Origin of the sequence: Tunturiibacter empetritectus, assembly GCF_014201375.1 — a bacterium.
In the GTDB taxonomy this organism is placed as follows: Bacteria; Acidobacteriota; Terriglobia; order Terriglobales; family Acidobacteriaceae; genus Edaphobacter; species Edaphobacter lichenicola_D.
Genome location: NZ_JACHDZ010000004.1, coordinates 294,741 through 318,779 on the forward strand (window position 1 = coordinate 294,741; position 24,039 = coordinate 318,779).

24 protein-coding genes are annotated in these 24,039 nt (G+C 59.8%); 10 read left to right on the forward strand and 14 right to left on the reverse strand.

Annotated features, from left to right (window positions below; all coding sequences use genetic code 11):
• Positions 1–92: 92 nt before the first annotated feature.
• The 4 genes from HDF10_RS13285 to HDF10_RS13300 form a co-directional block, all read right to left on the reverse strand.
• Positions 93–2,468 (reverse strand): patatin-like phospholipase family protein, encoded by a 2,376-nt coding sequence (locus HDF10_RS13285; protein ID WP_183814182.1) that lies wholly within the window; start codon positions 2,466–2,468, stop codon positions 93–95.
• A 63-nt stretch (positions 2,469–2,531) separates the two neighbouring features.
• Positions 2,532–3,143, reverse strand: a complete 612-nt coding sequence (locus tag HDF10_RS13290; protein WP_183814183.1) for a cysteine hydrolase family protein — start codon at positions 3,141–3,143, stop codon at positions 2,532–2,534.
• Between the two features lie 75 nt (positions 3,144–3,218).
• On the reverse strand, positions 3,219–4,265 hold the full coding sequence (locus HDF10_RS13295) for an LLM class flavin-dependent oxidoreductase (protein ID WP_183814184.1): 1,047 nt from the start codon (positions 4,263–4,265) through the stop codon (positions 3,219–3,221).
• A 426-nt stretch (positions 4,266–4,691) separates the two neighbouring features.
• Positions 4,692–6,428, reverse strand: a complete 1,737-nt coding sequence (locus HDF10_RS13300; RefSeq protein WP_183814185.1) for a peptide-N4-asparagine amidase — start codon at positions 6,426–6,428, stop codon at positions 4,692–4,694.
• 329 nt (positions 6,429–6,757) lie between these two features.
• Between HDF10_RS13300 and HDF10_RS20580 the strand changes: the two genes are divergently transcribed.
• The 5 genes from HDF10_RS20580 (at position 6,758) to HDF10_RS21410 (ending at position 9,040) form a co-directional block, all read left to right on the forward strand.
• Complete coding sequence (locus HDF10_RS20580) at positions 6,758–7,069, forward strand: DUF4386 domain-containing protein (protein WP_221271701.1); 312 nt, start codon at positions 6,758–6,760, stop codon at positions 7,067–7,069.
• A complete protein-coding gene (locus HDF10_RS20585; RefSeq protein WP_221271704.1) occupies positions 7,023–7,472 on the forward strand; it encodes a DUF4386 domain-containing protein in 450 nt (149 codons plus the stop codon). The genes HDF10_RS20580 and HDF10_RS20585 overlap by 47 nt, the downstream gene beginning before the upstream one ends.
• Positions 7,473–7,718: 246 nt before the next feature.
• Positions 7,719–7,961: a hypothetical protein gene (locus tag HDF10_RS13310; RefSeq protein WP_183814186.1), complete on the forward strand. Its 243-nt coding sequence runs from the start codon at positions 7,719–7,721 to the stop codon at positions 7,959–7,961.
• Positions 7,962–8,057: 96 nt separating this feature from the next.
• Entirely contained in the window at positions 8,058–8,354 is a 297-nt protein-coding gene (locus tag HDF10_RS13315; RefSeq protein WP_158792936.1) for an HU family DNA-binding protein, read from the forward strand.
• Between the two features lie 161 nt (positions 8,355–8,515).
• Positions 8,516–9,040 (forward strand): GNAT family N-acetyltransferase, encoded by a 525-nt coding sequence (locus tag HDF10_RS21410; protein ID WP_406706337.1) that lies wholly within the window; start codon positions 8,516–8,518, stop codon positions 9,038–9,040.
• A gap of 25 nt (positions 9,041–9,065) precedes the next feature.
• Here the strand turns inward: HDF10_RS21410 and HDF10_RS13325 are convergent, their stop codons facing one another.
• The 9 genes from HDF10_RS13325 to HDF10_RS13365 all read right to left on the reverse strand — a co-directional run bounded on the left by HDF10_RS13325 (position 9,066) and on the right by HDF10_RS13365 (position 18,400).
• Entirely contained in the window at positions 9,066–9,794 is a 729-nt protein-coding gene (locus HDF10_RS13325; RefSeq protein WP_183814188.1) for a methyltransferase family protein, read from the reverse strand.
• 23 nt (positions 9,795–9,817) lie between these two features.
• The gene (locus tag HDF10_RS13330; protein ID WP_183814189.1) at positions 9,818–11,116 is read right to left on the reverse strand and encodes a metal-dependent hydrolase family protein; all 1,299 of its coding nucleotides are present in this window, start codon (positions 11,114–11,116) and stop codon (positions 9,818–9,820) included.
• Positions 11,117–11,220: 104 nt separating this feature from the next.
• On the reverse strand, positions 11,221–12,135 hold the full coding sequence (locus HDF10_RS13335) for a ParB/RepB/Spo0J family partition protein (RefSeq protein WP_183814190.1): 915 nt from the start codon (positions 12,133–12,135) through the stop codon (positions 11,221–11,223).
• A 153-nt stretch (positions 12,136–12,288) separates the two neighbouring features.
• Positions 12,289–13,251, reverse strand: coding sequence for a ParA family protein (locus tag HDF10_RS13340; protein ID WP_183814192.1), 963 nt, complete (start codon positions 13,249–13,251; stop codon positions 12,289–12,291).
• Between the two features lie 161 nt (positions 13,252–13,412).
• Positions 13,413–14,030, reverse strand: a complete 618-nt coding sequence (gene rsmG, locus HDF10_RS13345) for a 16S rRNA (guanine(527)-N(7))-methyltransferase RsmG (protein ID WP_183814194.1) — start codon at positions 14,028–14,030, stop codon at positions 13,413–13,415.
• Between the two features lie 76 nt (positions 14,031–14,106).
• Positions 14,107–14,886: a gamma-glutamyl-gamma-aminobutyrate hydrolase family protein gene (locus tag HDF10_RS13350; protein ID WP_183814196.1), complete on the reverse strand. Its 780-nt coding sequence runs from the start codon at positions 14,884–14,886 to the stop codon at positions 14,107–14,109.
• 211 nt (positions 14,887–15,097) lie between these two features.
• The gene (locus tag HDF10_RS13355) at positions 15,098–15,991 is read right to left on the reverse strand and encodes a lysophospholipid acyltransferase family protein (RefSeq protein ID WP_183814198.1); all 894 of its coding nucleotides are present in this window, start codon (positions 15,989–15,991) and stop codon (positions 15,098–15,100) included.
• Positions 15,988–17,475, reverse strand: coding sequence for a bifunctional folylpolyglutamate synthase/dihydrofolate synthase (locus HDF10_RS13360; protein ID WP_183814200.1), 1,488 nt, complete (start codon positions 17,473–17,475; stop codon positions 15,988–15,990). Before HDF10_RS13360 ends, HDF10_RS13355 begins: the two co-directional genes overlap by 4 nt.
• 598 nt (positions 17,476–18,073) lie before the next feature.
• A complete protein-coding gene (locus HDF10_RS13365; protein ID WP_183814202.1) occupies positions 18,074–18,400 on the reverse strand; it encodes a hypothetical protein in 327 nt (108 codons plus the stop codon).
• Between the two features lie 230 nt (positions 18,401–18,630).
• Between HDF10_RS13365 and thrS the strand changes: the two genes are divergently transcribed.
• From thrS to HDF10_RS13390, 5 genes are all read left to right on the forward strand, one after another.
• On the forward strand, positions 18,631–20,649 hold the full coding sequence (gene thrS / locus HDF10_RS13370; protein WP_183814617.1) for a threonine--tRNA ligase: 2,019 nt from the start codon (positions 18,631–18,633) through the stop codon (positions 20,647–20,649).
• Between the two features lie 33 nt (positions 20,650–20,682).
• On the forward strand, positions 20,683–21,036 hold the full coding sequence (locus HDF10_RS13375) for a hypothetical protein (protein WP_183814618.1): 354 nt from the start codon (positions 20,683–20,685) through the stop codon (positions 21,034–21,036).
• 158 nt (positions 21,037–21,194) lie between these two features.
• Positions 21,195–21,689 carry an SRPBCC family protein gene (locus tag HDF10_RS13380; protein WP_183814204.1) on the forward strand — a complete coding sequence of 165 codons (495 nt, stop codon included), beginning with the start codon at positions 21,195–21,197 and terminating at the stop codon, positions 21,687–21,689.
• 122 nt (positions 21,690–21,811) lie between these two features.
• Positions 21,812–22,720 (forward strand): NADP-dependent oxidoreductase, encoded by a 909-nt coding sequence (locus HDF10_RS13385; protein ID WP_183814206.1) that lies wholly within the window; start codon positions 21,812–21,814, stop codon positions 22,718–22,720.
• A gap of 237 nt (positions 22,721–22,957) precedes the next feature.
• Positions 22,958–23,329 carry an SRPBCC family protein gene (locus tag HDF10_RS13390; protein WP_183814209.1) on the forward strand — a complete coding sequence of 124 codons (372 nt, stop codon included), beginning with the start codon at positions 22,958–22,960 and terminating at the stop codon, positions 23,327–23,329.
• Positions 23,330–23,391: 62 nt separating this feature from the next.
• On the opposite strand, the gene HDF10_RS13395 is transcribed toward HDF10_RS13390, so the two are convergent.
• A complete protein-coding gene (locus tag HDF10_RS13395; RefSeq protein ID WP_183814211.1) occupies positions 23,392–24,012 on the reverse strand; it encodes a Jag family protein in 621 nt (206 codons plus the stop codon).
• Between the last annotated feature and the right edge of the window lie 27 nt (positions 24,013–24,039).

Here is a 24,039-nt window from a genome sequence, read left to right on the forward strand (position 1 = left end):
GAATGACAAACAAAAGGCCAAGACGACTCTACACGAACTGCGGAGTTACTCTACACCAACTGCGCGTTGCTCTACACCAACGCGGCGTTGCTCTAGAAGACGTGGCCGAGGCCGAACCACCACTTGCGATGGTCGTTGTTGCCGGAGGCTCCGCCGATGTAGATGGGGCCGAGCGCCGTGCGGGTGACGAGGACAAAGCTGCCGTCGTAGGCTTCGGATTCCAGTTCGTCGGCGGCGTTGAGGTTGTTGTAGACCTTGCCGCCTTCGAAGAATCCGACGACGTAGACGCCTTCGCCGAGGAGGGGTGGGAGCTGGAAGATCTTGCGCTCGTAGCCTCCTTGAAAGAGCCAGTACTGGGTGCCGAGTAGCTCGTTGCGGCCGTAGGAGCCGAGACGGAAGGGGCCGCCCAGAGGGAAGCCCTGGAGGTCGGTGACCTCAGGCGGTGCGCCGAAGGCTGTGCCTCCGCTGGCAGTGAGGAAGAGGCTGTTTTTTTCGCGGAAGGGAAGATAGCCGGCGATGCGGGCTTCGGCGAGGGTGAAGGGGTCGTTGCCTTTGGAGGGCTCGTGGCGTTCGATGCGGAGGAAGGTGTTGACGCCGCGGAAGGGGAGGACGGAGTTGTCGGTGTTGTAGGAGGTGAAGCGCAGGGAGGTGACGCTCTGCTGCTGGGGCGGGATGGAGAGGTTGTCGAAGTCGATGCGCTTGGTGACGGAGTACCAGTACTCGTCCTGGCCGAAGCGGAGTTCGGCGCTGCGGCGCCAAGTGTAGCCGGCGTCGAAGCCTACGCCGTTCTGGTTGATCTGGTACTGCGAGGTGCGGGTGCCTGCGTTGTAGAAATCGAAGCGGGTGCTGGTGGCGTAGGCGCGGGGGGCATAGAAGAACTGGCTGTGCGCGGTAAAGGGGCGGTAGTATTCGCTGCGGACGCCGTAGGAGTAGCCGAAGAAGATGTCGGTGCGCCACTCGGAGCGGAAGCCGCCGAGATTTTGAAAGATGATGCGGCCGGCCATGCCGAAGAGGACGTCCTGGGTGTCGGAGCCGTCGATGTTGATGGCGAGATCGAGGAAGGGAGGGCCGTTGTAGCGGGGGTAGGTGTTGACGGCGAGGCCGGGGGCGCCGTTGCGGTCCACCAGGTTGTAGCCGGCTGCGTTGAGGGTGCCGTAGCCGACGTAGCGGGTCATCTCCTGGTCGAGGAACTTTGTGTCAATGGGTTTGTTGATGATCTGGTGGAGGCTGCGTTCAATCTCGACCGCGGCTGGGGTACTTACACCTGCTACGGTTACAAATTGCGGATTGGGTGGTTCAGTTTTGCGGCGGGAGTTGCGCTGGGCGATGTAGGCGGCCCACTCGGCGTCGTTGACGGAGAAGCGATCGAGGAGCTTGGCTTTGGCTTCGGAAGCTTCCACGCCTTTGGGAATGATCTCGGCGGATTTTGGGAACATGGTGCTGGTGAAGCCCTGGAGTTTGGAGGTGATAAGGATGTCGGCGGCTTCGAGGCTGCGCATCTCGTTGGCGGCGATGGCGATACTGACGAAGTTTCCGGTGGTGGCGAGGAATGAACCGGGGGTGGTTTGCGGGCCGCCGCTGTTGTCGAGGTAGCTGGCGATGATGATGTCGGCTCCGTTGGCCTTGGCGACGTCGACGGGGAGGTTATCTACTGCGGCGCCGTCGGTGTAGGTGACGCCGTCGATGACGACCGGGACGAAGAGGGCTGGGATGGACATGGTGGCGCGGAGGGCGCGGGCGAGGGAGCCGTTGTCGAAGACGTGCGGGCGGCCTGTGTTCATGTTGGTGGCGACACAGCGGAAGGGGGTGGGGAGGTCGTCGAAGGATTTGAGGTTGTAGTCGGCGAGGGTAGCGGCGTCGAGGATGAGGCCGACCTGCTGGCCGGTGTTGAGGCCTTCGGGGAGAGAGAGGCCGTGGCGGAGGCCGAACTCGAGGCGGTTGGGGTAGTCGACGCGATCCTGTTTGCGGCGGTAGGAGAGATCGGGGAACGGAGTGCGGCCGCCGATGGCTTTGTCCCAGTCGATGTTCTGGACGAGGTTGCGGATCTCGTCGGGGCTGCGGCCGGTGGCGTAGAGACCGCCGACGAGGCCGCCCATGCTGGTGCCCACGATGAGGTCGATGGGGATGTGATGCTCCTCAAGATACTGGAGGACGCCGATGTGAGCGAAGCCGAGGGCTCCGCCGCCTTCGAGGACAAGCGCGACGCGGGGGTGAGGTTTGGCGGCGGGTGCGGTTTCGTGGGACGGAACGGCGGGAGCGTTGGATGGTGCGGGCGTCTGGCCGTGCGCGAAGCAGGTGGCCAGGAGTGCGAGAGACAGGAGCAGAACGTGATTGTTCCTTCGCAGCAGCGGCATTCCAAAGTCCTCCAACATCGGCGGCGGCTGGCGGTCCGGACGGGAAAGAGTTTTGTGGAAGTGCGATCTTCCTGGCAGCAGACAGAGTGGCCGATTGCCGCGCCCAAACAGCATCTCATCTTTTCCTTATTTGCGTGTTTGCTTTTTGGGACGCAGACGATCTGTCCGGAGGAACTTTTATGATTGTTTATCTGTTTTCAATGAGGCGGCAATAAAACCCTCAGACGAGACGACCGACCCGCGTGTCGGGAAGAATCGCTGGATGAGGCAATCGTGAAGCGCTGAGTCGAGGTCAGCGCAACAGTCGCCGATGACCGCAAGACGGTAGTCAGCGTCAGAAGCCTCGATAAGCGTGGATAGCACGACACCGCTGGTCGCAATGCCGAAGAGAACCAAGGTATCAATATCCTTGGCGCGGAGGATCATAGTGAGATCCGTGCCGGGGAAGGCGCTGATTCGGTGCTTGGTGATAACGATTTCATCGTCTTGCGGGCCGATGAGAGCGGGGATCGTTGCATGCGGTTCCAGGAACAGCTTCTGATGTTGCTCTGAGGATTTAATCGCGCCAAAGAGTGCATTTCGGGAGCTGACTTCGGGGAGTCCCGGTCGAAAGCCTACCTGGATGTGAATGATGGTTATGCCAGCAGCACGAGCATGATTGAGAACAGTTGCGGCTCGAGCGAGAAAGGCGTCTTTGCCCTCTCTCGTGTAGATGGAGACGATACCGGCTTGACAGTCCATGCTCAGGACGGCGGTGTGGGCCGGATCGAGCGTGAATGTTTCAGCCATATCAGACTCCCCTGGCGCGCTGTCCTGCCGCTCCATAATTGTAGTTCAGAGCGGCGGCTCACCCTTCGATCTACATCAGCTCGACGATGCGGGCAGCGCTTTGCGGATGATGGGAGCCACCTTCGTGCCTAGGAGTTCGATGGCGTGGAGGAGTTTGTCGTGGTGGAGGGCGGCTACGCTCATCTGGAAGCTGATGCGGGAGATGCCGCCGAGGGCTTCGTTCATCTTGAGGAGCTTTGCGGCTACGGTTTCGGGGTCGCTGACCATGAGAGCGCCGGTGGGGCGACGGAGGGCTTCGAACTGGCTGCGGGTGACGGGCGGCCAGCCGCGCTCTTTGCCGATCTTGGTGAAGGCTTCGGCGTAGCCGGGGAAGAAGTCGTCGGAGGCTTGCTGGTCGGTGTCGGCTACATAGCCCAGGGCGTGGATGCCGACTTTGAGCGACTCGGGGGCGTGGCCGGCGTGCTTGCCTGCTTCGCGGTAGAGGTCGATGAGGGGCCGGAAGCGGTGGGGCTCGCCGCCGATGATGGCGACCATGAGAGGCAGGCCGAGCATGCCGGCGCGGATGAAGGACTCTGGCGTGCCACCTACGCCGAGCCATACGGGAAGCGGGTTTTGCAGCGGGCGTGGGAAGACTCCCTGGCCGGTGAGCGGCGCGCGGTGCTTGCCGGACCAGTGAATGTTGTTGCCCTGGCGGAGGGCGAGGAGGAGGTCGAGCTTTTCGGCGAAGAGGTCGTCGTAGTCTTCGAGCTTGAGGCCGAAGAGAGGGAAGGATTCGATGAAGGAGCCGCGGCCGGCGACGATCTCGGCTCGGCCGCCGGAGAGGAGGTCGAGGGTTGCGAACTCCTGGAAGACGCGGACGGGATCTGCCGCGCTGAGGACGGTGACGGCAGAGGTGAGGCGGATGGTTTTGGTGATGGAGGCGGCGGCGGCGAGGATGACGGCGGGGGCGGAGTCGAGGTACTCGGTGCGGTGATGCTCGCCAAGGCCGAACTGGTCGAGGCCGACTTCATCGGCGAGTCTGATCTCTTCGAGGAGATGGGCGATGCGCTGCTGCGCGGTGACGGTGTGGCCGGTGATGGGGTCTGGAACGAGTGCGGCGAAGCTGTCAATGCCGATCTGCATCGGTTGTCCCTCTGAGTTTGATTGTCTCTTAGGTTGATGCGAGGGTCGGGGATTTGATTCATGGGGAGGGTTTCGTGGGCAAACGTGACAACAGTAGATTCCTCCCCCGTTCGACTACGCTCAGGGTGCGGAATGACAACAAAGGGCAACGGCAACTACAACAACAAATGCGGGGTCTTGACGGATACCGCAGAATGTACCGGTTCGCTGCAACTGAGAGATGTAGCCGCAATCCACTGCGCTGTTCACGGTGAGACTGTGAACAGCTTCTGTCGAGATGACGTTTTTTGGGGGTGCGGTTAGAAAGACAGGCAAGTGCAACTGCAACTACATGGCCTTGGCCGGGGAGTGGGTACATCCCACCCATCGCAAAGTGCGCGATGGATGGGGCACCCGATCACTTGTGCTGCTTCAGAGATTGATTGGTTAGAACCAGTGGTCGTGGTCGTGGCAGCCTTTGCCGTCGGTGACTGAGGTGAGCTTCTGGTCGGCGGCGGTGAGGGAGCGGCTGTAGCAGTCGCCGAGCGAGTCGTTGCTGCGATAGGAGGCGCTGGAACTGCCGACGCCGGGAGCTGAGACGGTGAAGTCGGGGTTGAACTGCAGAGTGTCTTGCGAGTTCACCTGCTCGTGAGTGTTGGACTGAAAGTATTGGAAGCCGTTGAAAGATTTCGAGTCGGTGTGGAGATTCTGCTGATTGGAGGAGACCACCTGCGTGAAGGTGCCGTTGGGATTGTTGACGAAGGAGTAGTCGAGCGTTAGCGGGAAGGAGATGTGCTTCGATGTTTTTTGGACGAAGAAGCCGTCGCGGGTTGTAGTCTCGGAGTCTACGGTGCTGGTCTGGACGAGGTTCTGAATCTCGGGGCCGTTGGCTACGTTGACATCGAAGGTTTGCGCGCTGAGGAAGTTTACTTTTTCGGCGACAGTGGTTTCGACGCGGCCGTGTGAGGTGTTGACGTATCCGGTGATGGCGAAGGCGCGGTTGGAGCCTACGTTGACGGTGCCGGTGGTGGTGCCGGTGGCGTCGGTGGAGAGGTTCTGGACGATCTCGGGATTCGGTGTGGTAAGGGTGTTGCTGAGGACTCCGCCTGTGACTTCTTTGCTGCCGTGGTCGGTGTAGACGAGCATGTTGGCGGTGGAGAGGAAGTATCCGTTGGCGTTGTATACGCTGATGGCGACGGTGTGCTGGGTGCCGTCGGCGAGGAGGCCGGCGAAGGGGGTGAGGTCGACACGGTAGGGTTTGAAGTCGAGGGTCTGAACGCCGGTGATGGGCTCCCAGAGATAGGGGTCGAGGCCGCCAGTATAGATCCATGGATAAACGGGGGCGACGCCGGCGGGTTTGCCGTCGATGCTGACCTCGGTTTCGCGGAAGGCGGTGTTGCCGCAGGTAAGGAGTTCGCCGGCGACCGCGCTGGGGACGCAGAGATACCAGAACTCGTCGCCGATCTGGCTCTGGGAGATGACGTCGAGGTAGACCTTTTCGACGTTGCGCGGGAGGTTGAGGGTGGCGGTGGCCTGGTCGGTGGTGGTGTTGAGGGTGACGGGGCCGTTGCCGGAGCTGATGGGGACGACGACGTCAGGCGTGACGGGCGCGGGTGCTCGCCAGGATGCGGGGTAGAACTCGAGCGCGGCGCTGGCGTAGATGATGCCGGTGTAGGTGGAGTTGACGATGTTGCCGATGGAGGCGAGGCCGGTCTGCGGAGATTTGAAGAGCGCGGTGAGGTCGGTGAGGTCGCGTTCGATGTGCCAGGAGGGGCTGAGGGCGGCGCGGGGTTCGGCGGTGGTGCCGTAGAAGATGTTGGTGTTGCCGAGATAGAACCAGGCGCTGCGGTCGAACTGGCGGCCGGCGGTGACGGTGAAGTCGGCGGTGAGGACTACCTTGGCCCAGGGGCCGGGGCAGGCGGCGGGAGGCGCGTAGGTGAGGGGAGCGCCGTTGAAGTTTTCAAAGGCGGCGTTGCTGAGGAGCGAGACGACGCAGGGCTTGGTGGAGGGACGTGGGACGAGAGGCTCCGCGGTGACTGGGTTGGACGAGCCTACCTGCGGAGTCGGTGGGGCGAGGACGACCTGCGCAGAGGCGGTGCCGAGGGCTAAGGATGCGAGGAGGAGGAACTTTGAGACGGAAGGGAGGACTCCGTCGACGCGCGAGAGGGAGAGTGCTTTGTGCATGGACTTCACTCCTTGGATTTTCTGGCCGGTTTACTGCGGAGGAAGATATCACACCGCTGCAACGAATGAAATATTTTTGAGCATATCTATAATTTTCTTTCATATTAATGAATGAACGATTGGGATATTTTCTTCTGTAAGCGCCAAAGATGCGTTAGCGGTCAGTTTCCGGTTAGCCCTTTATACGGCCTAGAACCGGATCAGGCCTGGTTGCAAGAGGTTCTGTGCGAAATCGCCCGGTTTCATTGCGTGGCGTAACATTTCGACAGACTTCGCCGTTTCTCCGATAGACCCCTTTTACCAAGGCCCCTTACAACGAGGGAGGGAACATGAGTTCCACGAAGAACCCAGGCAGATTCGCAGGACTGCTGTATCTACTCTTCTCAATACCTGGCGTCTTCGCCATGGTCTATGTTCCCAGCAAGTTACTCGTGCACGGAAACGCAGCGGCGACGGCCAACAACATTGCGGCCTCCGAGACGCTTTTTCGCCTCGGCATCGCGGCCCAACTCATCAGTCAGGCCGGTTTTATCTTAGTGGCGCTGGCTTTATACGACCTGCTCAAGGGGGTCAACCGGCGGTACGCCCTCGCTCATGGTGACGTTCGTTGTTGTCTCGATCCCGATAGCGTTTCTGAATGAGCTGAACTCAATCGCTGCCCTCGTTCTGGTGCGCGGGGCTGACTTGCTATCGCTATTTGAAAAGCCTCAGCGGGATGCTCTGGCTATGCTGTTCCTTAATCTTCATTTTCAGGGACTTGTTGTTGACGAAATATTTTTTGGTCTGTGGCTCTTACCGCTCGCGCTGCTGGTGTACGGGTCGCGATCGCTGCCGCGCTTCCTGGGTATCTGGCTCGCCCTCGATGGCCTGGCGTGGGTGATCCTGAGCCTTACGGGCATACTGTTGCCGCAATACTACGACAAGGTGTTTACCTACGCTCAGCCCGCCTCTTTCGGGGAGGTGGCGTTTATGCTCTGGCTTGTCATCAGGGGCGCCAGGTCGCCAGCGCTGGACGCCACAGCCTTATCGTCGGCGGTTAGTTAGGATGCACTTCGCGGGTTGTCGGCAATCCGGAAGTTTGCACTTGGACGAGAAGGCGGCCATCAGGAATCTGACCCACTACCGGAAACTTTGCGGTGTTGACTAGTGGAATCGATTCGGCGGGACGCTACGAGTTTTGGCGCATGGAGGCTGAAGGGTAGGCCGCGATATTTTTATCTGGCTATTGTGGCTAACTTGCCATCACGGTTATCGCGTATGAATTCGTGACGAAATTTGGTGCATAGATCGTTGGGTAAAACACTTTTCTTGGGGATCAGACTGCTTCCTAAAACGAAGGTGCTGGTGAGGTTTTTGCGGCTGGAATCGGGGATTTTTCTTGGAATTTATGAGAAAAATGTACCTGTTTTCGAACAAAACCAAGAAAAACCGGAAAAAACCTGTGGAAACCAAAGAAAGGGAGTTGACAAAGCGCGCGGAAAGGCTGAAGGTGAATTGCGGTACGGTTCTCCGCACCCGCATGAACACTGGTGATTTCGCATTGCAAAACTGGATGCGCTTTACGAAAACTTTATGCGGGCCAGGCGAGCAGACCTTAGACTCTATATCGAAAGCAAGAAGGAGCACTACATGGCAAAGGGAATGACAAAGACAGCGCTGGTTCGCCACCTGGCGGAGAAGCTCGAACTCACCAACAAGCAGACTGCTGGCTTCCTGGAACTGCTGGCCGAGACTGCCGTCAAAGAGACCAAGAAGAATGGCGAGTTCACCATTCCTGGTATCGGCAAGCTGGTGAAGGCAGAGCGTAAGGCGCGTCTTGGCCGCAACCCGCAGACGGGTGAGACCATCAAGATCAAGGCCAAGACCGTGGTGAAGTTCCGCGTGGCCAAGGTTGCGAAGGACACAATCGCACCGGTAAAGAAGTAGTTCTAGAGCGACGCTCGCGTGCGCCAGTTGGTGCGATGGTGTCGCAGGAAAAGGGCCCTCCCCGATTGGCGTGCCTCAGAGTCTGGGCTGCTGATGCGCGAGAAAGACTAGCCCGCTGTGCCCACGATCTGATGTGGGTGCGGCGGGTTTTCCCTTTATAGATGGCGGATTCCTCTTTGACTCGACCGCACGACTACTTTCTTCTGACAGATCGCTTAGGATTTGGACAGTGGAGCGAAGGAGACCTTCCACTCGCCCTTGAACTATGGGGCGATCCTGGGGTGTCTTCGCTGATTGGCGGGCCCTTTACCGACCGTGAGATCGGTGCGCGGCTAGCTCGTGAGAGAACCATATTGGTCGATCACCAGGCTCAGTATTGGCCTGTCTTCCTGCTTCAAAGCGATGATTTTGCCGGGTGTGCCGGACTTCGGCCGTACGATCTCGATGGCCGCATCTTCGAGATGGGAGTCCATCTGAGAAAGAGTTACCACGGGCAGGGTCTCGCTCAGGAGGCCGCACGCGCCGTTATCAAATTTGCGTTTGAGACGCTGCAGATCCGAGCTTGTTCGCAGGACACCACCCGAAGAATGCCTCGTCGAAACGTCTTATCCAAAGGCTTGGGTTTTCTTTTACGCACGAAGAGTTCTATGCACCTACAGGCGCAAATCACCTGTCCTATCTGCTGATGAATCCTGGCTGTCCCGAAACTCTCTAGGCTCTCCTGGGTGCGGGCTTGAGGAAGGCGCGGACGATGAGGGAGAGACCGAGTGAGATGAGGACGCCTTTGATGATGAGCACGGAGTTGTAGCGCCAGCCGAGTGCAGCGAAGGAGACGGCTACACCCCACATGTAGATCTCGGAGAGGAAGGCTGTGGGCCACGTTGGCCTCGCCGGGGACGCTGGGACTCGCGCTGCGAATGCCGGGAAGAGGCGTGGAACCTTGGCGCAGTAGTCAAGATAAGGAGCACCGAGTTTTGCGGTGAGGAAGGACTCTTCTGCAAAGATGAGGCGGAGCTGGAAGAGGGTGATGGCGAGGATAGAGAAGATGGCTCCGCTGGGCGGCATGAGAAGCGCGAGGGCGAAGGTGTCGAAGAGCGTACCAAGGTAGAGCGGGTTGCGGAGATAGCGATAGGGACCGGCCGCTACGACGCCTTCGCCGTGCATCGCACCAGCCTGGACGATGGAAGGATCGAGGTAGGCTGACCCCCAGGTACGCAGGAATGCTCCTGCCACGGCGCAGAGGATGCCCAGGACCAGAACCGCGATGGTGGCGGCGCTGAAGCCGATCCAGCCACTGCGCGCGGGCCACGCCGCGAGATACTGCCAGGTGCGGATGGAGTCCAGATGCAGGAGACTGTTCCACGGGGCGATGAAACCGAGAAGATAGATGACTACGATGATGAGAAAACGGAGACGGAACTCGAGGGCTGAGGCTTTCATGTGATTCGGCGATTTCTTTCCTGCTACTTGTGTGTCTCGTCTTTGTAGACGACGCCGGACTTCATAACGAAGGGGACGTGCTGGAGGAGCTTGACGTCCTTGAGCGGGTCACCGTCGATGGCGATGAGGTCGGCCCACTTGCCGGGATCGATGGAACCGACGCGATCCGTCCAGCCCATGAGGTCGGCGGCGTTGAGGGTGCCGGTCTGAATGCCTTGCAGGGGAGACATGCCGAACTGATTGACATACACATCGACCTCGTGTGCGTTGAGTCCGTGTGGATAGACGGCGGCGTCGGTGCCGAGTGCGATTTTGACACCGGCTTTGATGGCCTTGATCGCATTCTGCTTTTCGACGGCGCTGACGTCTTTCATCTTCTGCTGGTAGAAGGGCGGAAGGTTGCCGTACTGCTGCATCCAGTCGACGAGGTAAGCGGTGGGGACGAGGTAGGTGCCCTTCTTCTTCATGAGGGCGATGTCTTCGTCGTTGATATAACTGCCGTGCTCGATGGAGTCGACGCCTGCCTCGGTGGCGAAGAGGATGCCTTGCGCGCCGTGAGCGTGCGCTGCAACCTTGCGGCCGAGACGATGCGCGTCAGCTACGATGGCCTGCATCTCTTCGAGGGTGTACTGCGATGCCTGCGGGTCATCGCCCTTGGAGAGGACGCCGCCGGTGGCTCCGATCTTGATGAGGTCGGCACCATACTTGATGTTCTCGCGGACCTGGTGCTGGACGGCGGGGATGCCGTCGGCTACGCCTTCTGCGTGGTAGTGAAACTCGTAGGGGAGAAGGTTCTCATCCATGTGTCCGCCGGTGATGCCGAGGGCTGGACCGGAGACCTGCATATGCGGGCCAAGGATGTGGCCGGCGTTGATCTCGTCGCGGAGGGCTACGTCGGTGAAGTCGTTCGCGCCTACGTTACGTACCGTGGTGAAGCCAGCTTCGAGGGTGACCTTCGCATTTTCGACTCCGATGATCGCCTCTTTCGCGGGCGTCATGCTGAGTTCGAAGTAGGGATCGAAGTTGTTGGCTGCAGTGAGGTGGGTGTGCACGTCGATGAGGCCGGGCATGACGGTGTATCGGGTGAGGTCGATCTCGGTGTCACCGGCTTGCTTCGGCGTGGTGGCCGTGGGCGCGATGGCGGTGATGCGGTCGCCCGTGACGATGATGGTCTGCGCTGCAGGTTCGGCGCCGGTTTTTACGTCGAGGAGATGACCGGTGCGGACCAGGGTGCGGGGTGTCGTCTGGGCGTGGATGCTGAGGAAAGCAATTTGTAACAGAAAGAGGAATAAATAAAGTTTCACGTGATGGGCTTGACGCATGTGGTGTCTCCTGACGTGTCTGCGAGAGTCTTGAGTGCTTGTTTGGGTGCTTGTATTGCGTGGCCCGCATTGATGAGTGACTTGATCTTGTGCAGCCAGAAAGACTACTGTCCGCCTAACGCGGAGAGGATGGCGTCGAAGTCTTCGAGGCCGGAGTACTCGATGATGACGCGGCCTTTGCCCTTCTTGTCCTCGATGCGTACCTTGAGGCCGAGCGAGCGGCGCAAGCGGTCTTGCGCTTCGCGGACGTTGGGGTCTTCGGGTTGGGCGTTGACCTTGGACTCCTTCTTCTCCTTTGCTTCGGGGTTGATGAGGCCCTGCACGTAGCTTTCGGTCTGACGGACGGAGAGCGACAGCGCCATCACCTTTTGGGCGGCTGTGATTATCGCTTCGGGCGAATCGAGCGCGAGGAGGGTGCGGGCGTGGCCAAAGGTGAGATCGCCGGACTCGACTTTTTGCTGGACAGATTCCGGTAAACGCAACAAACGAAGGAAGTTAGCTACACTTGCCCGCTCTTTGCCGGTGCGGAGGGCCATCTGCTCCTGGGTCATCTTGAAGTCGCTGCTGAGGCGCTGGTAGGCGCGGGCCTGCTCGATGGGGTTGAGGTCGGCGCGCTGGAGGTTTTCGACGATGGTCATCTCGAGCGTCTGCTCGTCCGAGACCTGACGAACGATCGAAGGGATGGTGGTCTTGTTGGCTTTTTTGCTGGCCAGCCAGCGGCGCTCGCCGGTGATGAGCTGATATCGCCCCCCGCTAAGTGCCCTCACGACAATGGGTTGCACTACGCCGGAAGCTGCGATGGACTGCGCCAGTTCGGCCAGCTTGGCCTCGTCGAAGTGGCTGCGCGTCTGGAAGGGGTTGCGTTCGATCTGGTTCAGGGGGATCTCGAGCGGCTTGCCGGTGGACTCGACGACTGGAAGCGGCGGTAGGGGTGCGGGCGCGGCGGGGCGTTGCGGGAGGAGGGATTCAAGGCCCTTGCCCAGGGCTCGACGTTTGGGATCTGCGGTGGCGGTTGGCATCGTTTGTGACTTTCTGTGTGTGAAGTATTTGTCCTGTATTTGTCCTGCCGGACGGGCCCACTACGCGTGGTGCGGTCACTTCGTGACTTGTATACCTTGTTTGGGTGAGGTTAGGTGCCTGGGTCCTCGCGATGCTCGGGTGTAATTTGTTTGCTATTTGCTGGACTGCCAGAAGCGGGGTTTCTTTTCGGGCTTGTTGAAGGACTTGAGAGCGCTTGCGGCTGCCGCGGCTGCTGCTTTTCTGCGTTTCTCTTCGGGGCTGTCCATCTTGTTGCGGGTCAGAAGCTCGAGGGCCAGCTCGCGATAGGCCTCGGAGCCGCGTGATTTGGAGTCGTAGAGCGAGACGGGCTTGCCGTGGCTGGGCGCTTCGGCCAGGCGGATGTTGCGGGGGATGGTGGTTTTGAGGAGCTTGTCGGTGAAGAAGGCCTGCAGGTTCTCCGAGACCTGCTGGGAGAGGTTGGTGCGATCGTCGTACATCGTGAGGAGGACACCTTCGAGGACGAGGCCGGGGTTGAAGCTCTGGCTGACGCGATCGAGGGTACTCATCAGCTCGGAGATCCCCTCCAGGGCGAAATATTCGGCCTGCATGGGGACGAGGAGGCTGTCGGCGGCGACGAGGGAGTTGAGGGTGAGGAGATCGAGGGCCGGGGGGCAGTCGAGGAGGATGAAGGGGTAGTCGGCGCGGATGGGCTCGATGGCGTCGCGAAGCTTGTACTCGCGGCGGTCGAGGGCGATGAGCTCGATGGTGGCGCCGATGAGGTTTTTGCTGCTGGGGACGAGCTTGAGGGTGTCGATCTCGGTGGAGAGGAGAGCTTCAGCGATGGTGGTTTGGCCGACGAGGATGTCGTAGATGCTGAGGCGGGCCTCTTCGCCGTCCCTGGCGCGGGCAAAGCCGAGGCCGCCGGTGGAGTTGGCCTGGGGGTCACAGTCGATGAGGAGGGTATTGAGGCCTTCGAGGGCCAGGGCCGCCGCGAGGTTGATGGCCGTGGTGGTCTTGCCGACTCCACCCTTTTGATTGACAACCGCGATGACCTTGGACGGCTTGGGGGAGGATTTATGGTCTGCGGGCTTTTGGGTGGTGTCTTCAGGCTTGGGAGTGAGTTGTTCAGTCGTCATTGCGGTAGATGAAGGGTATCGGGTGGAGGGTAGCGTGGCAATGGGGGCGTCTGTGCAGAACCGCTGACGCCTGTGGAGAACTTGTGGGATACGTGATTCAGGGCCTGAATTGTGGGGTTTCCGGAGGGGAGGTGTGGAAATCTTTGTTCCACGTGGAACAGTTAATCGTAGGTAGCGTCATCGCGAGTGGCACGGACCAGGGCACTTGATTGGGTGGAGGGGATAGGGATGGGAGGATGGAGGGTGAAGCCGGGGGGCACGGGTGGGGCGGCTCCAACCAGGAGGAGGAGATCGTTGGTAGCTCGGGATGTAGCGGCGGCAAGGGCCACGGCCATATTGTCCACGGCGCGAAGGGTTACGGTGTGGAATTGGCGGCCTTCGGGCATGGTTTCGACGCGGGCGGACCAGATTTCGACCGGAATAGCGAGAGTTCGCACGACTTCGCGGAGGAAGGTGGCCTTTTTGTTCTGGGATTCGGCCAGGGTTACGGCTATCCCAGGGTGGAGGATGGCGATGGGCAGGCCTGGAAAGCCTGCTCCGGAGCCGAAGTCGAGGAGGGTGTTGGCCTCGGGGGCTAGATGTTGTCCTGCGAAAAGGCTTTCGCCGAAGTGCCGGCGAACGATCTCCTCGGGGTCACGGATCGCGGTGAGGTTGGTGCGGGCGTTCCATTTGAGCAGGAGTTCGAGATAGACGGCGAGCTTCGTGAGGATAAGGGGGGCGGCGTCCGGGAGATAGGGCGAGAGGAGTGAGGCGATCTCCGCCTCTGAGAGGATTGGCATGGAGTTTCAGTATCTCAAGGTTTGGGCTTGAAGGAGGGGAAGTATGTTCCACGTGGAACATGGTGACAGGAGGTGGTCAGGCTACGGAGGTGTGGATCGGGCGCGGAGTCCAGTTGGCGGCCTGTATGACGAAGCGGTCGAAGAGCGCGCGGGAGCTGGGGCTCAGGTCGTAGCTGCGCTCGGGATGCCACTGGACGCCCAGGACGAAGTGTGAGGTCGCACCTTCGCTGGCCTGTCCACCCTCTACTGCTTCAACGACTCCGTCCTGCGGACAGCGGGCAGCGACCCGGAGGCCGTCTCCCGGGATTCCAATGGCCTGATGGTGGCTGGAGTTGATGGGGAGACGTAGGAACTCATCCTGCTCGAGGGCTTCGCCGGGGTCCAGGAAGGATCCCAGGAGGGAGTCCGGGGCGATCGCGGCGGTGTGGGCTACGGCTACGCTTCTGCCGGCGGTATGGTTGACGGGAAGGATTGCGAGATCCTGCACCAGTGTGCCCCCGCGCCAGACGTTGAGAAACTGGAGGCCGAAGCAGATGGCGAAGACTGGTTTATAGAGGTTGTGGGCGTCCTGGATGAGGAGTTCGTCGACGTTCTCCCGGGCGTTGTCGGCTGGGGAACACTCGGGGATGGGATCCTGGCCGTACTTCTGCGGGTTTACGTCGGCGGGACTGCCGGGGAGGAGGACTGCGTGGCAGGTGTTGATGAGGTCGGCGATAGCGGTGGGGGTGGCGGCGAGGGGAATCTCGACGGGAGTGCCTCCGCTGCGCTCGACCGCGGCGGCATACTGGGGCCAGGAGCGCTGGTTATAGGCGAGGTCAGTGCTGGTAGGGACGGGAATGGCGATGCGGGGCTTCATGGCTGATTAATCATACGACCTGTTGCTGTGTCCTGCCGGACGGGCGCCCTGCGCGGGCCGCGGTCACTTCGTGACGCGTATACCGGTCTTGGTGGGTGAGGTGCGGAAGTCTTCCCGTTGGTCGGGAAAGGAAGATCGCTCGCGACCAACGGGAGCGCCAACCGAAGGAGTATACAAGTCACGAAGTGACCGCCGCCCGCGCAGGGCGCACTTAGTTGCTAGCAGAGTAGTGAGTGTAGGTGGCGGAGATGGATTCGTAGAGACGCCGAGTCAGGGCATCGGCATCACGCGTACTGAGCCCGGCGGTAGGAATCGGATCGCCTACAACGATATAGATGGGCCGTGGGTGCAGCGCGTAGACGTGGATGGGAAGAAGCTCGTAGGTTCCGATGAGAGTAAGGGGAACCAGGGGGACCTGGGCCTTGATGGCCATGTAGGCACAGCCGGACATCATCGTCTGGAGCTGGCCGTTGGCTGCGCGGCCGCCCTCTGGAAACAGTACGAGCGGCAGACCGTGCTTCAACGTGGCAACACCGCGGTTGAGGCTGGCAATCAGCGAGCGGGGGCTGTTCGAATCAACCGGAACCTGGCCGGAGCGGTTGAGGTACCACCCGATGAAGGGGATCTTCCAAAGGGACTGCTTGGCCAGAATCCGGAACTGGAAGGGGAGCTTTGCGAAGAGGACCGGTGTGTCCATGTAACTGAGGTGGTTGGAGGCGTAGACGGCGGTCTCATGCTCGTGGAGCTTCTCGCGGCCAATGATTTTGACGGGAGAGAGGCTGATAAGGAGGAGGGTGCGCGCCCACAGGTGAGCGATGGCGTGCTGTTGGCGGCCGGACTTATCCCATAGACCCGCGAGGAGGGAGATACAGCCGAAGCTCGCGGTAGCCAGACCTACGAGGGGGATGAGCAGGAGATAGGAGAGCAAGCGCAGGGCGAAGGGCGGCTGCTTCGAGGTGAAGGCAGCGGCGGGAAGATCCGGCTCCTCTACCGAGAGGATGGATTGGGCCGACGGCTTAGATTCGGCGGATGCTGCGACTTCGGTGCTCTCGCTTTTGTCTTCGTTCTTGTGCGCCACGTTGTCCGCCAAAGGGGAGTCGTTCATAGCTCTCCGGCTAGACGGCGGATCTCGCCCACTAAATAGACGGAGCCGGTGGCGATGATGAGGCCTTCGGGCGGCGTCACGGCACGAGCCTGGGCGAGAGCGGCGGCAAGGTGAGGGGCGGCGTGGGCAGGGATATCGAGAGCATGAGCGGCGGCCAGGAGATCTTCGATGTGGGCGGCTCGCGGGTTGTCGATGGGGGCGAAGACGATGTGGTCTTTGCGGCGTTCGGGATCGGTCGAGGAGGCGTCGAAGAGCGGAAAGAGGATCTGACCCATCTCTTTGAGATCTTTATCACGAAGGCAGCTGAAAAGGAGCGTTCGAGGCTGGGCTTCAGGAAGCTGCGCGATGGCAGCCCGGAGGGTCCAGGCACCAGCCGGGTTGTGCGCTACGTCCAGCAGGAGCTGCGGGCCTTCGGGGAAGGTAAAGAGTTCGAGGCGGCCGGGCCATTGCGTGTTGCGGATTCCCGTTTCAATCTGCGCATTGGTTATTTTGTAACCTGTTTGGTTGCTTTCTTGCTTCATTTTGGAAAGTTTGTAACCTCTAGAGTTACGTAAATCCGCCGCAGCAGCGATTGCCAAGGCAATATTGCGCTGCTGATGATGCCCGGACAGGGGCGAATCCACTTCGAGGGTCTCCCCATCGAGGGTGAGGATGTAGTGATTTGCAGGGAGCGGCCCTGCTTCCTGGCCAGCGGTTCCGGGATGTTGTGGAACACCGGCAGTATGGCCAGGTACGCTGGTGGGGATGTAGTCGGCGGCGTTGATGGCGCGGAGGTTGAGCGCGGCCGCAGCCTCGCCGATGGCCTGGTTGGCTTCAGGGTGCTGGGGCAGCGTGATGAGCGTGCCGTTGGGGCGCAGGATGCCGGCTTTTTCGCGGGTGATCTCGGCGATGGTGGTGCCGAGATAATCCTGATGGTCGAGCGCGATGTCGGTGAGGATGGAGAGGAGCGGGTCGACGATATTGGTGGCGTCGAGACGACCCCCAAGGCCGACTTCAAGGACGGCGATGTCTATCGGAGTCACCGGGGTCTTCTCCGCCTGCGTTGCGCTCTCTCCCGCGAAGTAGAGAAAGCCCACCGCGGTGAGAACCTCAAAGAAGCTGGGTGGGTAGGGCAGGTCGCCGGCCTCGACGAGATGGCGGGCGGTCTCGTCGACTTGAAAGTAGAGGCGGGCAAAGTCTTCGTCGTGGATCTGTTGCCCGTCGATCTGGATTCGCTCGTTGACCCGGACCAGGTGGGGCGAGGTGTATAGGCCGGTGCGGTAGCCTGCGGCGGTGAGGATGCTGCTGAGAGTGGCGGCTGTGGAGCCTTTACCGTTGGTTCCGGCGATCAGAATCGAGGGGAAGGCGGTCTGCGGGTTGCCCAGGGCAGCGGCGAGGACCCGCATGTGGGCGAGATCGAACTTCCGGCGAGGGGTACTGGGCGTTGAGGGGGCAAGTTCCTGGCCCAGAGCGTAGAGATGGTCGACCGCTGCCGTGTAGGACATGGGGTTATTTTAGGCGATGGCGTGAGTTTGAATACTCGGCTGGAGTGACTAACCGGTCGAAACCCTGCCAATTCCACTCACGTGCCGCCTGTAACACCAAGGTGGGATATCGAGGGTGGTTCGACGGGTCGATAGTGGGGTATCAACAGTTGCAACATGCAATGTTTTGCAACCCAATCTGCCCGTTCGAAACCTGGAGGGTTCACAAGACCCAAGGGGAAAAAGGAGAAGTCTATGCGCTTAGCACTTGGTATCGCTTTTGGAATGATCGCCGTAGCACCATTTTTAGGCCGTTGGAGAGCGAATGTCTGGTTGAGGAAGCATGTCCCGGCGGAACGCACCATGAAGAGCGTTCCAGAGATTGCTTAACTAAAGAGTTAACAGACGTTACGAGAGAACGGGACCGTTGCCCACAGGGGTGCGGTCCTTTTCTTCTGCTTTTGGGAGTCAGGCGGTGGGGTTCCTTCGCTTTCAACGCAAGAACGGCGGACAGTCGTGTCGCCGTCCGCCATCGCTGCCGATCTTTCGGTTATCGGTTATTTGCGGCGGCTATTTGGCGGCCGCGCGTCCGCCGCAGAGACTGAGACTGTCGACGCCGCTATCTCTGCTTCGCCTGCCGGGAGATCATGACCACTTTGGAGATCTCGCTGGGAATGCGGGCAGGGCTTGCCAGCATTGCGGTCCTGGTGAAACGCGGCGAGCCGGTCCAGCTTGGCAGTCGGAACAGATCGAAGGGGTGGGCTGCGGGAGTCTTGTCGTCGCCCTGTTCTGGAGAGTGATGGTCGCGAAGCTCGCCGAGAACGATGGAGCGCGTGGTGGCGCGTTCCGCGGGGGAACTCGACTCCCAGTAGAGGCGGAAGCCCTGACCACAAACCGAACAGTGAATATCCTGCCGGAACTCAGACCTTCTCAGTAAGACCTGCATGTTGTTGTCGTCCTTGCGGGCGATTTCTCCCGAATCCTGTGGACACTCAGAACATCCTTACCGTAGCCGGACCGGCTGAGCGAGGCCATAGCACGCCGGTGTGAGGGTGGCGGGCCAGTAGTAACGTTCGCAGTTATGACCGACCGGCGATTGTGTTGTGTCCCGTTCGCAACCAGCCGCCTCAACGCGATTTGCAGCAACCATCTATTCTTGAAGATGTGAGCGAACAGATGATAAGGATTCAGCTTCCGGACGGTTCAGTGCGCGAGGTTTCGCGCGGTACTACAGCGTATGAAGTGGCGATGAACATCTCGCCGCGGCTGGCTGCAGCAGTGGTGGTGGCGCGGATTCGTCCGCTGACGCCGGTGACTACGGGAGCCGCGGTGGAGGATGAGACCGCAGAGGCTGCAATGTATGGCGGTGCCGAGAGCGGCGAGCGGCTGGTGGATCTTGCAGCGCCTCTGATGGAAGATGTAGCGCTCGAGCTGCTGAAGGAGAGTGATGAGGCCGCACTGAAGGTGGTGCGTCACTCTGCCGCGCACGTGATGGCGACGGCGATCCTCGAACTCTTTCCGGAGACCAAACTTGGACATGGGCCGGCGACGGATTCGGGCTTCTTCTATGACGTCTACCGTGAGACGCCGTTCAGCGATGAGGACCTCGCCGCGATCGAGACACGCATGGCCGAGGTGGTCGCGCGGGATGAGAAGTTCCTGCGTGAGGAAGAGTCGCGCGAGATGGGATTGAAGGACTACGCCGAGCAGGGCGAGTTCATGAAGGTCCACTTCATCGAGAAGTTCACGCAGCCGGGCGATGAGATATCGCTCTATCGCAACGGGAAGTTTGTGGACTTCTGCCGCGGGCCGCATGTGCCTTCAACGGGGCGCGTCAAGGCGTTCAAAGTAACGTCTGTCGCTGGAGCTTACTGGCTGGGCGACGAGAAGAATCAGCAACTGCAGCGGATCTATGGCACGGCGTTCTTCAACACGAAAGATCTTGACGCACACTTCAAGCGGCTGGAGGAGATAAAGGCTCGCGACCACCGTGTGCTGGGCAAGCAGCTCGATCTGTTCTCCATCCAGGAGGTCGCAGGATCGGGGTTGATCTTCTGGCATGCCAAGGGCGGGCTCATTCGCAAGACGATGGAAGACTGGATGCGCGAAGAATGTATCCGTCGTGGTTACGATATGGTCTACACACCCCACATCATGCGGCGAGAGCTTTGGAAGATCTCCGGACATGAGGGTTTCTATTCGCAGAACATGTATCCGCCGATGGAGCTTGACGACGCGGAGTATCGGCTGAAGCCGATGAACTGCCCCGGCCATATTCTCATCTACAAGAACTCGCCGCGCAGCTATCGTGATTTGCCTATTCGCTATGCGGAGCTGGGAAATGTGTATCGCTACGAGCGCAGCGGAACGATGCACGGCCTGCTGCGAGTGCGCGGATTTACGCAGGATGACGCGCACATCTTCTGCACGCCGGAGCAGATCGTAGGCGAGATCGATGCCTGTCTGGACTTCGCCGAGGCTGTGTTGAAGACTTTCGGGTTTGCTGAGTTCAAGGTGGAACTTTCGACATGGGACCCGAAGGACCGCAAGAGCTACGTGGGAACGGACGAGCACTGGAACATTGCGACAGGTTCGCTGTACGAGGTGCTCCACGCCAAGGGGATTCCGTTTAAGGTGATCCCCGGCGAAGCGGCGTTCTACGGTCCAAAGATCGACATCAAGCTCGTCGACGTGCTCGGCCGGCTGTGGCAGTTGTCGACGGTGCAGTTCGACTTCAATCTTCCTGCCCGCTTCGAGCTCGAGTACAAGGGCGAAGACGGTGAGCTGCATCAACCCGTCATGGTGCATCGTGCGCTGTTCGGTTCGGTGGAGCGCTTCTTCGGTGTGCTGATCGAGCACTACGCCGGCGCTTTTCCGTTGTGGCTCGCGCCGGTGCAGATCGGAATCGTACCCATCTCGGAGAAGCATGTGGACTATGCCGCTGCGGTCAAGGCAAAGCTCGAGGCTGCGGGGCTGCGTGTCGAACTCGACCAGCGAAATGAAAAGATGAACGCGAAGATCCGCGAGTTCACCCTGCAGAAGGTGCCGTTTGTGCTGGTGATGGGCGACAAGGAAGCAGCTACCGAAGCCGTTAGTGTAAGAACGCGCGGAAAGGGCGATGAGGGCAGTGTCGCACTCGCCGACTTTATCGAACGAGCCAAAGCGTTGGTCGCCTCCAAATCAGTTGCACTTTGACTTTACGAGAGTTGCACTTCAAGAGGGATGCAGATGGCTTCGCTCTCCGATCAGGACCGCGCAGCAGCGATTGCGATTCTCGAGCAGTTGCGCGAGCGGATCGCTGCTGTCGCCGGTGAGGATCGCGAACGGCTCTTTCAGATGCGGCGATACATCCTCAAGCGGTTGGAGTTCGACGAGCGAGGAACGCCGACGCAGCGTCGCAAGTTGAAAGAGGCGAAGCGGAAGAGTCAGCTTGGGCTCTGCGCCCTCTGCCACACCGCGCTGCCCGACCGTGGCGCAGAACTTGACCGCTTTCGTGCCATCGATGGGTATACTGCAAGAAACACCCAGCTGGTTTGTCATAGTTGCCATCAGAAGGCCGAAGCAGAACGCGGATTCGCATGATGTTGAGACTTGTTCGGCGAGAACTCCATCGCGGTTGATCAAACGATAAGGTATCGACAGAGAGCGCGAGAGTAGCAGCGGAGGTCGCGGATCTGTTGACTGACAAAGGTTTAGTTTGAGCCTGCAGACGGAACGGCAGTACAATCAACAGGGGACCGATGTTTACGATTAGCGACAGTATTCATATCAATGCTCCGATCGAGAGATGTTTCCTGCTTTCGACCAACATTGAGTTGGTGGGAAAGACGCTGGGAATGAAGCCGATCGAAGGTAAGACCCGGGGAATGATTACCCCTGGAGACAAACTTCTGTGGGCGGGATGGAAGTTCGGTTTTCCCCAGATGCATGAGACCCTCATCACCCGGTACGAACGGCCCATGTTTTTTCAAGACACCATGGGGCGTGGCCGCTTCAAGCGATTCCAACACGACCATCACCTCTTCTATATTGATGGACGGACAGTGCTGAACGACAAGATCCGGTTCACTCTCCCGCTTTCGTGGGCGGGAAGATTGGTAGCCCGCGCGATTCTTGTGCCTTACATCTCGCGGGTTCTGCGCCGCAGGCTGAAGCTGCTGAAAAGGATTGCCGAGAGTCAGGAGTGGCGAAAGTATCTTCCGGAAGAGATCGAGCAGGCCAGTGCTGCGTCGTAATCTTCGTCTTCCGGCACTCTCCCCAGACGCAACAAACATAAGCTGCATCGGGTTAACCACCCCACGAACAGGCACGCCGATTTGTGCATCAAATAGCAATCGGACTGTTTCGAGGTGCTTAAATGAGGGCTGTAGTCCTGCATGAGTATGGTGGACCGGATAAGTTGAAGTATGAAGTTGTTCCCGATCCGGTTGCCGGCAAAGGTGAGGTTTTAGTGCGGGTCGCTGCGACCAGCGTGAATCCGATCGACTACAAGATGAGAAGCGGAGAGGCGAAGGAGCATTTTCCGTTGGAACTTCCAGCCATCATCGGGAGGGATCTCTCAGGGATCGTGCGAGAGGTTGGCGAAGGCGTGAGAGGCTTTGCACCGGGCGACAAAGTAATGGCGTTCGCGACAAAAACCTATGCTGAGCTTGTTGTAGTTAAGGCAACCGATCTTGCGCTCGTTCCGGAGAAGCTGGACCTCGTGCACGCTGCGGCCCTCCCTCTGGTGACCCTGACAGGAGAACAGCTGATCACCCGTGGGACAAAGATACAATCCGGACAGACGGTTCTGGTCTCGGGTGCGGTTGGCAGCGTTGGCCGGTCTGCGGTGTGGACCGCCAAGAAAGCCGGAGCAGTTGTGTTCGCCGGTGTAAGGAAGTCGCAGCTAAAAGAGGCGGAGATTTTGAAGGCCGATCACGTGATCGCGCTTGATGACGTGGCAGCGATGGAGAGGATTGGATTCGTCGACGCGGTTGCGGACACGGTTGGCGGTAAGACCGCGAACCTGCTCTTGGCGAAGGTAAAGCAGGGAGGGGTGTTCGCCTCGGTACTTGGCCCCCCATTGGACGCGAAGATGCACCCCACTGTCAAAGTCGAGCCTGTTCAGGCTGTTCCAGATGCTAAGACACTGAAAACGCTGGCCGAAGATCTGGTCGCCGGACGATTTGCCATTCCAATCGACAGGATGGTGCCGCTTGAGGAGGCAGGGCAGGCACAAGCCGCAGCCGCAAAAGGTGGGATTGGAAAGATACTGTTACTGGCGTAATCTATTTCTGTTACGCCAAGTACTCAAGAGTAAACGGTGACCGGGCCCATGGAAACAATTCGATTAGAAACCTGGATTGATGCACCCGTAGAACGGTGTTTTCTGCTTTGCCTGAGTGTTGATCTTCATCTCGCGTCGGCGCATTCCTCCCGAGAACAGGCAGTAGAAGGGGTCACGACCGGCCTGATCAGCGAGGGCGAGACGGTTACCTTTCGCGGTCGTCATCTCGGAGTGAAGATGCGGCACAAGAGCCGAATCGAGGTTCTGCGGCCCTACTCGTACTTTCGCGATGCCATGGTCTCAGGCGTCTTCTCGCACTTCGAGCATGAACATCACTTCGCGGCGATGGATGATGGAACCCGGCTACGAGACGAGATTCGATTTACCGCTCCCTTGGGCGCGATAGGGCGTCTTGCGACCAAGCTTCTGGTGAAGCGTCACCTCAGCGCGTTCCTGTTGCAGCGAAATGCGGTGATCAAACAGGTGGCAGAGTCCAACGACTGGCACCGCTATCTGGATGGTCAATCGGTGACCATCTCAGTCGCTCCCGAAGGAAGTTCGGCGAAGAGATGGGAAGCAACCAGCCTGCTGACTCGCTCCCAGAGTTAGCCGCTCAAAAAATCGCACCCCATCGTCCTCTACGAACCTCTACGAACCAGACGAACGCATCGTCAGCGTCGGCGAAAGCTGTTGCGAATAGCGCGCGTTCGGTCGGCCGTAACGAGCGGTTGCGCAGCTGCGGGGCCCTCCGGGTAGAGAACCACAAAACGCCCGGGGCCTTCGCCAGAGGAGGCTGTCGGCAGGCCGGACTTCGCCAGCGCAAGGTGAAGCATGCGGCGCTCGCGCGAGGTCATGGGCGGAAAGGAGTAGGGCCTGCCCGTGGCGCGAACCTGTTCGATGGCCGTCTCGGCAGAGTGTTGGAGCTCCCGGTCGCGGTTTGCTTTAAAGCCTTCCGCGTCGAAGAAGATGAGGTCGTGCTCTTCGGGTTCGAGCCGGAGGATCTTGGCGGCGAGATGCTCGATGGCGTGGAGGAGTTCGCCATTGCGGGCAAGAAGAAGGGGAGTATCTGTGCCGGTAAACTCGACGCAGATTACCGGGAACGAGTCGGGGGCAGAAGCGCCGGGTAAGGCAGAGGGGGCCGCGCCGGCGGGAGCGTCAGCGTTCGGTTGCACGTGGCCGTTGCAGGCAAGAATTTGAGATTGCAAATCGAGACTTCCTGTCTCTTTCAAAACCTCCAGGAAGTCCGCGATCTTCTTCACCGCACGGCCCTGATCTATCAGGGGGTTCGTCATTTATATAAGACCGATTTCGAGGGCATG